The organism is Bradyrhizobium sp. NDS-1 (genome assembly GCF_032918005.1).
In the GTDB taxonomy this organism is placed as follows: Bacteria; Pseudomonadota; Alphaproteobacteria; order Rhizobiales; family Xanthobacteraceae; genus Bradyrhizobium; species Bradyrhizobium tunisiense.
In genome coordinates this window covers 504,532-516,676 of sequence record NZ_CP136628.1, presented here as the reverse complement: position 1 = coordinate 516,676, position 12,145 = coordinate 504,532, and the positions used below count along the sequence as shown (strand labels likewise).

The following is a 12,145-nucleotide window of genomic DNA, read 5'->3' as shown; positions in this document are numbered from 1 at the left end:
CTATCCTCCTCCTTGCAGGGCGGCCCACATTTCCTGGTCGCGCTTGTCGGTCCAGATCACGGGATCATCGATGCCCGACGCCTCGTCGTAGGCGCGCGACACGTTGAACGGCAGGCAGTGCTCGTAGATGGCGAAGCTGCTGAACTTCGGATCCATCACCTCGCGCGTCGCCGCCATCGATTCCTTCAAGCTGCGACCCTTGGCGACCGAAATCTCCGCGGCGCCATAGAGCGAGGTGACGAAGTCGCGCGTCATGGCAATGGCCTCGCGCACCGTGGCGGTGCCCTTGAGCGCATCGCCGCGGCCCGGCGCGATCGCCTTGGGATTGAAGTTGCGGATCTCGTTCAGCGTCATCGGCCATTCGCGCAAATGCGCATCGCCGCAATAGCAGGCCGAGTGATATTCGATGAGGTCGCCGGAGAACATCACCTCGGCGTCCGGCACCCAGGCGACGATGTCGCCGGAGGTGTGGCCGGCTCCGAGTTGCATCAGCCGCACCTCGCGCTTGCCGAGATAGATCGACATCTCGCCTTCGAAGGTCAGCGTCGGCCAGGTCAGGCCGGGAATGCTCTGCGCGTCCTGGAACAGCCGCGGGAAGCGGCCATATTCGGAATCCCAATCCTGCTGGCCGCGCTCCTCGATCAGCCGGTACGTCTCCTGCGAGGCGACGACGCCTTGCGCCTTGTAGGCGGAGGCGCCCAGCACGCGCACGGCATGATAGTGCGACAGCACGACATATTTGATCGGCTTGTCGGTGACCGCGCGCACGCGCTCGATCACCTTGTTCGCCATCGCCGGCGTCGCCTGCGCGTCGAACACCAGGCAGCCGTCGTCGCCGACGATGATCGCCGTGTTCGGATCGCCCTCGGCGGTGAAGGCATAGAGATCGGTGCCGATCTCGGAAAAGGTGATTGTCTTCTCGGAGAGGTCGCCGGTGGATGCGAAGTTCTTCGCCATCAATTCGTCCTTCAGGTCACAGGGTCATTGTTGTTGCTGTTGTTGCTGCTGGCCGTCGATCATGCGCCTCTTGGCGAGAGCGATCGCCTCGCGCAGCACATCGATGTCGCCGACATGGTTGGCGAGGATCAGCACCAGCGCCGCGTCCAGATCGGCGCTCTGCTCCTCCGTGAGACCACGATGCGCCTCCGCGATGGCACGGAAGGCGTCGTCAGGTCGCGCGAAGTTGGAGCTGGTGGACAGCGGCATGAAAACCTCAATTCAGACCTTGCGCCCGCGACAGGGCCGCCGCGATCGCCGCTGGCGTCGGATGGCGGAAGCGCGCCGCGACGTAGCCGTCGGGCCGGAGCAGATAGGCGGCGCCCGGCTCGGCGTGATAGCGCTTTGCGACGAGGCCCGCGCGATCGGCAAGTCCGCCGTCGATGCGGATCTCCTTCACCCCATCGGGCCCCGGGATCGCCGCGCCGTTGCTGAACGACAGCAGCGTAAAGTCCGTTCCACCCTTTCGGAATGCATCCGTCAGATAGCTCTGCTCGGCAATCGGCGCGTCGAGCATGGAGCAGCCGGGAAAAGGTCCGCCGCCCCACACATCCGTATCCGGCGACGACAACGGCGAATCGTAGCTGCACGGCACCGACAGCCGTCCGCCATTGACCATGCGCTTGCCGAACTCGGTCTCCCTGGCGAGCGACAACACCGCCTTGCGCAGCCGGGCTTCCTGATGCGAGTTCGGCGCCATGAAATCGGTCGAGCGGGTGGATTCGCGGATGTTCTCGTCCGCCGCCATGCTGCGCTCGGCATGATAGCTCTCCAGCAGGCTGGCCGGCGAGGTGCCGCGCAGCACGCGGTCGAGCTTCCAGGCGAGATTTTCGGCGTCCTCGAGTCCCGAGTTCGCGCCGCGCGCGCCGAACGGCGAAACCTGGTGCGCGGAATCGCCGGCAAAAATCACGCGGCCATGGATGAAGCGGTCCATCCGCCGGCATTGGAATTTGTACAGCGATATCCACTCGAACTCGAACTTATCGTGACCGAGCATGCGCGCGATCCGCGGCCGCACGTTTTCAGGCTTCTTTTCGACAACGGGATCGGCGTAGCGATTGAGCTGGAGATCGATGCGCCAGACGTCGTCGGGCTGCCGGTGCAGCAGCGCCGAGCGTCCCGCATGGAACGGCGGATCGAACCAGAACCAGCGCTCGGTCGGGAATTCCGCGGTCATCTTGACGTCGGCGATCAGGAACTGATCCTCGAACACCTGGCCCGCGAACTCGGCGCCAACCATCTGCCGCAGCGAGGACCGCGCGCCATCACAGGCGATCACATATTGCGCATGCAGACGATAGGCGCCCTCCGGCGTTTCGATCGTCAACAGGGCGGAATCGTTGCGCTGCTCCAGCGCCGTCACCTTGTTGCGCCAGCGCAAATCGATCTCGGGCAGATCCTGGATGCGATCGACCAGATAGGCCTCGGCGTAGTATTGCTGCAAATTGATGAAGGCCGGCCGCTTGTGGCCGTCTTCGGGCAGCAGGTTGAACTGGTAGAGCTGAGACTCCCCGTGGAAGATCCGGCCGACGCTCCACACCACGCCCTTGGCGACCATGCGGTCGCCGACGCCGAGCCGGTCCCAATATTCCAGCGAGCGTTTCGAGAAGCAGATCGCGCGGGAGCCCTCGCCGATGCGGTCGGCGTCATCCAGAAGGACGACGCGCTGGCCGCGCTGGGCGAGATCGATCGCGAGCGACAGCCCGACCGGGCCGGCGCCGACAACCACGACCGGATGCTCGGCCGGGCTTTGGCTGGCGCGGTCCTGATCGGGATGGCGGCGATAGCCGAACTGGGCTTTGGCCTGATGCGTCTTGGCCTCATGTGTCTTGGCCTGCGCCATGCACGAACCCCGGCTCTGGTCAGGAGAGGACCGATCTGCTAGATAGTCTCACGTGCAACTATTTTGGACCGGAGCCGGCCGGCCGTCAACTGGAATTCGGAGCGCACTCCTTGGCGAGGACATCCAGCGATATCGCATTGAAGGCACGCGAAGCCGATGAGGCTTCGGCACGGCCAAAGGCACGGCTCGACCTCTTCAAGTTCGTCCCGTTCCGCCTCAACCGGCTCGCGGCCGAAGTCAGTTCCGCGCTCTCGGTCGAATATCAGGAACGGCACGGTCTCGACATTCCGGCCTGGCGCGTGATCGCCACGCTCGGGTTCCGCGTTGATGCCTGCAGCGCGCAGTACATCGCGCAATGCACCCGCACGCACAAATCGACCATCAGCCGCGCGGTGACCACGCTGCTCCACGAGGACCTGATCGAGCGGGTCGAGAACGAAGCCGACCGCCGCGAATTTCGCCTGCAACTGACCAAGAAGGGCCGCGTGCTCTACGAGGAGCTGTTCCCGCAATTGCTGCGGCGGGAAGACGAGATCCTCGCCTGCCTCTCCGCACAGGAGCGCAAGCAGCTCTCAGTGCTGCTCGGCAAGATCGAGCAGAGCCTCGACCTGATCCAGACCAGCGAAGAGGCCGACGCGAAGCAGGCGTATTAGCTTCTTCCGTCATTCCTATGTCGCAAACGACCGCGACGGCGGCAGATGCAGCGCCCAGGCATCGACCTTGTCGCTGGCGCGCGGATAGATCTCCGTCACGATTGGATCGTGGCCGGGGATGAATCGATCGGGGTGGCCGGCGAGGCGCTCGATCGTCTCCCAGCCCACCGCCATGTCGCCGACATTGTAGACGATCGGGAACGGGCTCCTGCGCTGCAGATTGGCGTAGTAATGCGCGGCATCGGATGCCAGCACCACCGGCCCGCGCGCGGTTTCGACCTTGACCACCTGCAAGCCGTCGGAATGGCCGCCGACGCGATGCACGGTGACACCGGGCGCGACCTCGCCGTCGCCCGAATAGAAATTGACACGCTCGCCATAGACGTGGCGCACCATCTGCGTGACGTGCTCGACCGAGAACGGATGGCGCAGCAGGCCGTTGCACATGCAGCGGCCGGTCGCATAGGCCATCTCGCGCTCCTGCAAATGGAATCGCGCATTGGGGAAGCGATCGAGGTTGCCGGCATGATCGTAGTGCAGATGCGTCACGATGATGTCGCGAATGCTCGACGCCGCAACGCCAAAGCGCTCCAGCGCATCGACCGGATTGAGCGTCAGCTTGCGCGCCCGCGCGCTCGCCTCCTCCGCATTGAAGCCGGTGTCGACCAGGATGTCGCGGCCGTGCCCCCGGATCAGCCAGACGAAATAGTCGAGGTCCTGCGCCGCGCTGTCATGTGGATCGGGCTGAAGAAAGTTCATGCTGGGGGTGCGCGGCGACATCGTCGCATAGCGCAGGGCGTAAATCTCGTAGGTGTTTCCCATGGGTTTTTGCTTGCTTTTCTGAGTGGGTCTTCCAGGACGATCCTGCGCAGCAAGCCATTGTCCGCTGCAAAGGTCAAACGCCTCGCGGCGCGACGAGCAGGCCATCAATGTGCGATCCATCACATTTTCGTCGCCATGAAGGCCCTAACGTCCCGCCGGTAAACATCGAGCCGGATGCCGTCGAGCACAACCATGACAGCCCACATACTGCCCTTGCGACTCGCCCGGACGTTGCGGTCGATCGTCGCGATAACGCCGAATCTCCAAGTGGTTGACGCCCCCCGTCCCCGGTTTGATAATGCAGGAAGCGTAAGTTAAGGTCGCCGCGGCGCAAGCTGGGAACGGCGCCTTTTTGGCTGGACCGCGCTGATTATGAAAATTCGCTTCTTTTTTCTTCTGCCCTTGCTCATCTCACTCGTCCCGACTGCCCCATCGCTTGCGGCCGGGGATCGTTTTGCGCTGGTCATCGGCAACGCCAAGTATCCCGATGCGGATGCCCCGCTGAAGGAACCGATCAACGATGCGCGCGACGTGGCCGACGAGCTCAAGCGCGACGGCTTTGCGGTCGAGATCGGGGAGAATCTGACCGGCGACGGCATGCGCCGCGCCTTCGACAAGCTCTACGGCAAGATCAAGCCGGGATCGGTGGCGCTGGTGTTCTTCAGCGGCTTCGGTATCCAGTCGGCGCGCCAGAGCTACATGCTACCGGTCGATGCGCAGATCTGGACGGAATCCGACGTGCGCCGCGACGGTTTCAGCCTCGAGACCGTTCTCGGCGAGCTCAACACCCGCGGTGCCGGCGTGAAGATCGCGCTGATCGACGCCTCCAGGCGGAACCCGTTCGAGCGGCGGTTCCGCAGCTTCTCGGCCGGCCTGACCCCGGTCATCGCGCCGAACGGCACGCTGGTGATGTATTCGGCCGCGCTGGCCTCGGTGGTCTCGGACGCCGGCGGCGACCGCAGCCTGTTCGTCCAGGAACTCCTGAAGGAAATCCGTGTCCCCGACCTGATGGCCGAGGAGACGCTGAACCGCACCAAGATGGGCGTCACCCGCGCCTCGCGCGGCGAGCAGGTGCCGTGGATATCCTCTTCATTGGCCGAAGATTTCTCGTTCAGCCCGGGAGGCGGCGGATCGCGTCCCGCACCGGCCACGCCGCCTGCGCCTCCCGCGCCGCCGGTCGTCGCCAACAATCCTCCGCCGCCCGCGCCGCCGACCCCACCTCCGCCGCCGAAGCCGGCAGACACCGCTGCGGCACCCGCGCCAGCTCCTCCCCCTGCGCCCGCGCCGGCTCCCACGCCGAAGCCTCAGGTCGAGGCGGCCCTGCCGCCGCCGCCACCGCCACTGCCTGTGAAACCGATTGATCCGGCCCCGAGCACGGACAGCGGGCCGAGTGCCGCCACCCTGGCCGACGATCCCACGATCAAGAGCCTGACCTCCAAGATTGCCGCCAATCCGGACGACGTGAACGCGCTGTACCGGCGCGGCCAGGTCTATGCCAGCAAGGGCGCCTACAACCTCGCCATCAAGGATTTTGACGACACGCTCCGGATCAACACCAAGGATGTCGAGGCGCTGAACAACCGCTGCTGGACTCGCACCGTCGTCGGCGACCTGCAGGGCGCGCTGAAGGATTGCAACGAGGCGCTGCGGCTGCGGCCCAACTTCGTCGATGCGCTGGATAGCCGGGGGCTCGTCAACCTGAAATCCGGCGCGGTCAAGAATGCCATCGCCGATTTCGATGCGGCCCTGAAGATCAATCCGCGCCTGACCTCCTCGCTCTATGGACGGGGCCTCGCCAAGCAGCGCAACGGCTCCGCCCAGGAAGGGGCGCTCGATATCGCCAATGCCAAGGCAATGGATCCGAACATCGTTCAGGAGTTCGCAAGCTACGGAGTGCGCTAGTATTTTTTTGGCTCGAGGCGGTCGAGGCCTCGAACCTTGAACAGCCCGGGGAAGACCAATGGGCGGATGCCGCAACAGGTCTTTTTCCGGGGCCTGTTGCTCGAATTTGGAAGCACGCGAGCTGGCTGCAGGAGGGACTGGCTATGAGACTGGCTGCAAAGGGACTGACCGCGATCCTGTCCATCATCACCATCGGCGTGGCTCTGTCGCTGCCGGCCTCGTCAGCCTTCGCGGGCGAAGAAAGCAACAGCAAGAACGTCACCGAGGACGAGATCCTCCGTGCGCTCGCCCCGCCGGCGAAAAAGCCTCTGACCCGTGGGCTCTCCATTGGCCCGCAGACCGAGCCCGCGCCGAGCGCGACCGAGACCAAGCTGATCCAGTCGGTGCGCGGCCGCTCGACACGCTCGCTGTCGTCGACCGAGCGCGAGGAAATCGCCTTGGCCGCCAAGGACAAGCCGAACATCGACCTCGAGATCACCTTCGACTACAACTCCGCCAATATCAGCGCCAAGTCGATGCCCTCGGTGCAGGCGCTCGGCCGCGCGCTGACCAGTCCCGACCTGAAGGGCTCGACCTTCGTGGTCGCCGGTCATACCGACGCCGCCGGCGGCGAGGCCTACAACCAGGATCTGTCGGAGCGCCGCGCGGATTCGATCAAGCGCTATCTCGTCGAGAAGTACAGCATCTCCGCGACCGACCTCGTCACCGTCGGCTATGGCAAGAGCAAGCTGAAGGATCCGGGCCAGCCGCTGGCGGAGGCCAACCGCCGCGTGCAGGTCGTCAATATGGAAAACAAGACCACCGCATCGAAATAAGCACGACGCAATCCTTTGCAGTGACGAGTCGTGATGTGGTGTAAAGTCTCGCTTCCAAAGCGCGTCCCGCAGCCGTGCGGGACGCCGCTTCATTTCAGGGAAACGCTCTCGATGGGCCTCGCGCGGATGGCCGTGAGCCAGGCCAGGATGATCCGGCGATGAAGTTCACCGAATATCTCAAGCCTGCCGGCACCGTGGTGTTCGTCGTCGCGGTCGGCATCGGCTATTATCTGTTCGAGCACCGCAAGCGCCCCGAGCCGAAGGAGACGCAGAGCGAGGCACTCGTCATCGTGACGAAGTCGACCAATGCCTGCTTCTCCGACCTGGTGCGGGTGACCGGCTTCTTCGTGCCGCGCCGCGAGGCCGTGGTCATCGCCGATCAGGAGGGATCCCGGGTCACCGACCTGCTGGTCGCCGAGGGCGCCGTCGTCGCCGACAACCAGGAGCTGGCGCGCCTCACCCCGCCGCCGCAGATCCCGGGCCAGCCGCAGCGACCCGGCCCGCAAGGCCCGGTCTCGCTGAAGGCACCTGCCGCGGGCCTCGTCACCGAAGTCCGCACGATCGTCGGCGCGCCCGCATCGCCGCAGGCCGGCCCGATGTTCCGCATCGCCGTCAACAACGAGATCGAGCTCGATGCCCAGGTCCCGGCGGTGCACATGACCAAGCTCAATGCCGGCGCAACCGTGCGCATCAGCCGCGACGACGCGCCTGATTTGATCGGCCGGGTCCGGCTGGTTGCGCCCGAGATCGACCGTGCCACGCAGCTCGGCCGCGTCCGCATCAGCGTCACCAACAATCCCTCGCTGAAGGTCGGCGTGTTCGCCCGCGCCTCGATCGACGCCAAGCGAAGCTGCGGCGTCTCGATCCCCAAGACCGCGATCGACCATCTCACCATTCAGGTCGTCAAAGGCAACACCATCGAGACGCGCAAGGTGCGGGTCGGACTGTCGTCCGACAGCGCGACGGAAATCCTGGAAGGCCTCAACGTCGGCGAAATCGTCGTGGCCGACGCCGGCTCTTCGCTCCATGACGGCGACCAGATCAAGACCATGTTCGCCGATGAACTCGATCGCACGCGGGTACGCTGATGGCTCTCAATATCTCGGCATGGTCGATCCGTAATCCGCTGCCGTCGGTGGTCTTCTCGATCATCCTACTGATTCTCGGCTGGGTGTCTTTCACCAAGCTCGCCGTGACGCGGCTGCCTTCGGCCGACATTCCCGTGATTTCGGTCGCGGTGTCGCAGTTCGGCGCGGCACCCGCCGAGCTCGAATCCCAGGTGACCAAGACCGTCGAAGACGCGGTCTCCGGCGTCGAGGGCGTGCGACACATCACCTCGCAGATCACCGACGGCCTGTCGGTGACGACCATCCAGTTCGCACTTGAAACCAACACCGACCGCGCGCTCAACGACGTCAAGGATGCCGTGACGCGCGTGCGGTCGAACCTGCCGCAGAACGTCACCGAGCCGCTGATCCAGCGGGTCGACGTCATCGGCCTGCCGATCGTCACCTATGCCGCGATATCGCCCGGCAAGACGCCGGAGCAGCTCTCCTATTTCGTCGACGACGTCGTCAAACGCGCGCTGCAAGGTGTGCGCGGCGTGGCCCAGGTCGAGCGCATCGGCGGTGTCGAGCGCGAGATCCTGGTTTCGCTCGATCCCGACCGCCTGCAGGCGATGGGGCTGACCGCGGTCAATGTCAGCCAGAGCCTGCGCGGCACCAATGTCGACGTCGCCGGCGGTCGCGCCGAGATCGGCAAGAATGACCAGGCGATCCGCACGCTCGCGGGCGCCAAAACGCTGAGCGACCTCGCCGGCACCATGATCCCGCTGTTCGGCGGCGGCGAAGTCCGGCTCGACGATCTCGGCACCGTCACCGACACCATTGCCGACCGCCGCACCTTCGCCCGCTTCAACGGCGAGCCGATCGTCGCGCTCGGCATCAAGCGCTCCAAGGGCGCCAGCGACGTGAAGGTGGCCGAGGCCGTGCAGAAGCGCATCGACGCGCTCAAGGTCACCTATCCCGACGTCGATCTGAAGGTGATCGACACCTCGGTCGAATATACCAACGGCAATTACCACGCGGCGATCTCGACCCTGTTCGAAGGCGCCATCCTCGCCGTGGTCATCGTGCTGTTGTTCCTGCGCGACCTGCGCGCCACCATCATCGCCGCGATCTCGCTGCCATTGTCGATTTTCCCGGCGTTCTGGGCGATGGACCTCCTCGGCTTCTCGCTGAACCTCGTCAGCTTCCTCGCCATCACGCTGTCGACGGGCATTCTGGTCGACGACGCCATCGTCGAGATCGAGAACATCGTCAGGCACATGAACATGGGCAAGTCGCCCTATCGTGCCGCCCTGGAAGCTGCCGACGAGATCGGCCTCGCGGTTATCGCGATCTCGCTGACGATCATCGCGATCTTCGCACCCGCAAGCTTCATGTCGGGCATCGCCGGACAGTTCTTCAAGCAGTTCGGCATCACCGTCTCGGTGCAGGTGTTCTTCTCGCTGCTCGCGGCGCGCTTCGTCACGCCGGTGCTCGCCGCCTATTTCCTCAAGCCCGGCCATCACGAAGAGCCGCCGCCGGGGCGCATCTTGCGGTCCTATCATCGGATCGTGGCCTGGTCGGTGAAGCACTATTTCATCACGGTGCTGGTCGGCTTCGGCGTCTTCGCCGCCTCGATCTGGAGCATCACGCTGCTGCCGCAGGGTTTCCTGCCGGCGCAGGACAGCTCGCGCTCGCTGGTTGCCCTCGAACTGCCGCCGGGCACCCAGCTCGCCTACACCGAAAAGGTCACCGAAGACATCGTCGCGCGCCTGCGCAAGCGGCCCGAGGTGAGGAGCATATTCGTCGATGGCGGGCGCGTTCCGCCGGGGACCCAGGAAGTCCGGCGCGCCGCCTTGATAATCAACTACACGCCCAAGGACAGCCGCGACATCACCCAGCGCGAGCTCGAATTTTCGATCAGCCAGGAGCTGGAGAACATTCCAGACATCCGCTTCTGGTTCCTCGACGAGAACGGCCTGCGCGCCATCTCGCTGGTCGTGACCGGCGCGGACGCCAACATCGTCAACAACGTCGCCAGCGAGCTCGCGACGCAGATGAAGCGGATTCCGACCATCTCCAACGTGATCTCGGAAACCACGCTGGAGCGGCCCGAGCTGCGCGTGCAACCGCGCGCCGATCTCGCCGCACGGCTCGGCGTCTCGACCGAAAGCCTCTCGCAGACCATCCGCGTCGCCACCATCGGCGACGTCGGGCCCGCGCTCGCCAAGTTCGACGTCGGCGACCGGCTGGTGCCGATCCGCGTGCAGCTCGAAGATGCCGCACGCGGCGATCTGAAGACGCTGGAACAGTTGCGCGTGCCCCTCGGCGAGCGCGGCGAAAAGGGCGGCGTGCCCCTCTCCGTCATCGCCGACGTCAAGCTCGACCAGGGTCCGACCAGCATCAACCGCTACGATCGCGAACGGCAGGCGACCGTTGCCGCCGACCTCGTCGGTTCCGCCGCGCTCGGCGACGCCACCAAGAAGATCTACGACCTGCCGGTGATGAAGAGCCTGCCGAAAGGCGTGAAGGTCTCCCCCTCCGGCGATGCCGAGAGCCTGAACGAACTGTCCGACGGGTTCGCCACCGCGATCACGGCGGGCCTGATGATGGTCTACGCGGTGCTGGTGCTGCTGTTCGGCACCTTCCTGCAGCCGATCACGATCCTGTTCTCGCTGCCGCTCTCGATCGGCGGCGCGATTGCGGCCCTGCTCCTCACCGGCAAGCAGCTCACCACGCCGGTGTGGATCGGCATCTTGATGCTGATGGGCATCGTCACCAAGAACGCGATCATGCTGGTGGAGTTCGCCATCGAGGCCATCAAGGCCGGCAAGCCGCGCGAGGAAGCCATGATCGACGCCGGCATGAAGCGCGCCCGCCCGATCGTGATGACCACGATCGCTATGGCCGCGGGCATGATTCCAAGCGCGCTCGCGGTCGGTGCCGGCGGCGAATTCCGTTCACCGATGGCGCTCGCGGTGATCGGCGGCCTGATCTTCTCGACCATCCTGTCGCTGGTGTTCGTGCCCGCGATGTTCATGGTGATGGACGATTTCGGCGCGCTGATCTGGCGCTTCGCCAAACGGTTGATCGTGAACAGCGAGGACGCCGAGGCGGACGGTGATCACGCGGCGACGCCGGAATCGAAGAACGTCGCACATCGCGCTGCGGAATGAGATTTCCGAGGCAAGGCAGCCGGAGGACGCACTCGCGAAGGACGCCCCCAGGCGCTCCGTTACCTGCAATCCGACTGGCAGAGATTCTATTCGCTGTGACGGAGGACGAGATTCAGGACGACATCATCACTATCGACGGGAATCGTGTCCGCCGACGCCGGCTCCAGATCGGTTGAGTCCCTACTCGTTCCGCGCGATCGCCGTCAGCTTGGTCATGTTCCGCAGCAATATCCGGCCGCGCTGGAGATCCAGGATCGCCTCCTTGCGCCAGGCCTGGAGCTGACGGTTGACGCTCTCGCGCGCGGCCCCGACGAAGACGCCGAGCTGCTCCTGGGAGATGTGCACCTCGGAGCCGAAATCGGCGGCGAGTGCGCAGAGCCGCCGCGCCAGGCGCACCGGCAGCGGCTGCAGCATGGATTCTTCCATCCGCTCGCTCTGCCAGCGGATGCGCTGGCAGAGCAATGCGATGATCTTGATCGCGACCTTCGGCTCGCGTTCGAGGAAGGCGAGAAAATCTTCGCGACGCAGCACGAACAATTCGCTGGCCTCGCCGGCGGTCGCATCCGCGGTGCGATTCTGGCCGTCCAGCACCGCGACTTCGCCGAACAGGTCGCCCGGCCCCATGAAATTGAGCGTCAGCCGGCTGCCGTCGGAGGCGCCGGTCTCGATCCGGACCTGGCCGCGGCGCACGCCGAACAGCGCGTCCCCGGGATCGCCCTTCTGGAACAGCACCTCGCCGTTCCCCAGATGCTGGGTATGACAGAGGTTGGACAGCCGCTGGATCTCGTCTGTACCGAGATCCGCGAACATCGCGTTCATCTTCAGAATGACCGCAAATTCGGCCTGCTTGCTCATTTCAATATCCTTGTGAGCGTCCTGGACAGCATTCTTG

10 protein-coding genes are annotated in these 12,145 nt (G+C 64.9%); 5 read left to right on the top strand and 5 right to left on the bottom strand.

Annotated elements, in window-relative coordinates; genetic code table 11:
- The 3 genes from RX330_RS02435 to RX330_RS02425 are packed head-to-tail and all read right to left on the bottom strand — an operon-like array spanning nt 1 to nt 2,839.
- On the bottom strand, nt 1-957 hold the full coding sequence (locus RX330_RS02435) for an MBL fold metallo-hydrolase (RefSeq protein WP_317241949.1): 957 nt from the start codon (nt 955-957) through the stop codon (nt 1-3).
- Between the two features lie 24 nt (nt 958-981).
- Nucleotides 982-1,206, bottom strand: coding sequence for a DUF2783 domain-containing protein (locus RX330_RS02430; protein ID WP_212089020.1), 225 nt, complete (start codon nt 1,204-1,206; stop codon nt 982-984).
- A 7-nt stretch (nt 1,207-1,213) separates the two neighbouring features.
- Nucleotides 1,214-2,839: an FAD-dependent oxidoreductase gene (locus RX330_RS02425; protein ID WP_317241948.1), complete on the bottom strand. Its 1,626-nt coding sequence runs from the start codon at nt 2,837-2,839 to the stop codon at nt 1,214-1,216.
- A gap of 110 nt (nt 2,840-2,949) precedes the next feature.
- On the opposite strand from RX330_RS02425, the gene RX330_RS02420 reads away from it, so the two are divergent.
- The gene (locus RX330_RS02420; RefSeq protein WP_212089016.1) at nt 2,950-3,492 is read left to right on the top strand and encodes a MarR family winged helix-turn-helix transcriptional regulator; all 543 of its coding nucleotides are present in this window, start codon (nt 2,950-2,952) and stop codon (nt 3,490-3,492) included.
- Between the two features lie 15 nt (nt 3,493-3,507).
- Here RX330_RS02420 and RX330_RS02415 read toward each other — a convergent pair whose 3' ends face one another.
- Nucleotides 3,508-4,314: an N-acyl homoserine lactonase family protein gene (locus RX330_RS02415; RefSeq protein WP_317241947.1), complete on the bottom strand. Its 807-nt coding sequence runs from the start codon at nt 4,312-4,314 to the stop codon at nt 3,508-3,510.
- A 372-nt stretch (nt 4,315-4,686) separates the two neighbouring features.
- On the opposite strand from RX330_RS02415, the gene RX330_RS02410 reads away from it, so the two are divergent.
- From RX330_RS02410 to RX330_RS02395, 4 genes are all read left to right on the top strand, one after another.
- Nucleotides 4,687-6,216, top strand: a complete 1,530-nt coding sequence (locus RX330_RS02410) for a caspase family protein (protein WP_212089012.1) — start codon at nt 4,687-4,689, stop codon at nt 6,214-6,216.
- A gap of 143 nt (nt 6,217-6,359) precedes the next feature.
- Nucleotides 6,360-7,031 (top strand): OmpA family protein, encoded by a 672-nt coding sequence (locus tag RX330_RS02405; protein WP_212089010.1) that lies wholly within the window; start codon nt 6,360-6,362, stop codon nt 7,029-7,031.
- Between the two features lie 158 nt (nt 7,032-7,189).
- On the top strand, nt 7,190-8,119 hold the full coding sequence (locus RX330_RS02400; RefSeq protein WP_212089008.1) for an efflux RND transporter periplasmic adaptor subunit: 930 nt from the start codon (nt 7,190-7,192) through the stop codon (nt 8,117-8,119).
- On the top strand, nt 8,119-11,253 hold the full coding sequence (locus RX330_RS02395) for an efflux RND transporter permease subunit (RefSeq protein ID WP_212088999.1): 3,135 nt from the start codon (nt 8,119-8,121) through the stop codon (nt 11,251-11,253). The genes RX330_RS02400 and RX330_RS02395 overlap by 1 nt, the downstream gene beginning before the upstream one ends.
- Nucleotides 11,254-11,433: 180 nt before the next feature.
- Here RX330_RS02395 and RX330_RS02390 read toward each other — a convergent pair whose 3' ends face one another.
- The gene (locus RX330_RS02390; protein ID WP_212088997.1) at nt 11,434-12,108 is read right to left on the bottom strand and encodes a Crp/Fnr family transcriptional regulator; all 675 of its coding nucleotides are present in this window, start codon (nt 12,106-12,108) and stop codon (nt 11,434-11,436) included.
- Nucleotides 12,109-12,145 lie beyond the last annotated feature (37 nt).

Bases quoted from the DNA above. Each gene is read 5' to 3' on its own strand.
- RX330_RS02435 (WP_317241949.1), bottom strand. From the start codon at position 957: ATGGCGAAGAACTTCGCATCCACCGGCGACCTCTCCGAGAAGACAATC.
- RX330_RS02430 (WP_212089020.1), bottom strand. From the start codon at position 1,206: ATGCCGCTGTCCACCAGCTCCAACTTCGCGCGACCTGACGACGCCTTC.
- RX330_RS02425 (WP_317241948.1), bottom strand. From the start codon at position 2,839: ATGGCGCAGGCCAAGACACATGAGGCCAAGACGCATCAGGCCAAAGCC.
- RX330_RS02415 (WP_317241947.1), bottom strand. From the start codon at position 4,314: ATGGGAAACACCTACGAGATTTACGCCCTGCGCTATGCGACGATGTCG.
- RX330_RS02410 (WP_212089012.1), top strand. From the start codon at position 4,687: ATGAAAATTCGCTTCTTTTTTCTTCTGCCCTTGCTCATCTCACTCGTC.
- RX330_RS02405 (WP_212089010.1), top strand. From the start codon at position 6,360: ATGAGACTGGCTGCAAAGGGACTGACCGCGATCCTGTCCATCATCACC.
- RX330_RS02400 (WP_212089008.1), top strand. From the start codon at position 7,190: ATGAAGTTCACCGAATATCTCAAGCCTGCCGGCACCGTGGTGTTCGTC.
- RX330_RS02395 (WP_212088999.1), top strand. From the start codon at position 8,119: ATGGCTCTCAATATCTCGGCATGGTCGATCCGTAATCCGCTGCCGTCG.
- RX330_RS02390 (WP_212088997.1), bottom strand. From the start codon at position 12,108: ATGAGCAAGCAGGCCGAATTTGCGGTCATTCTGAAGATGAACGCGATG.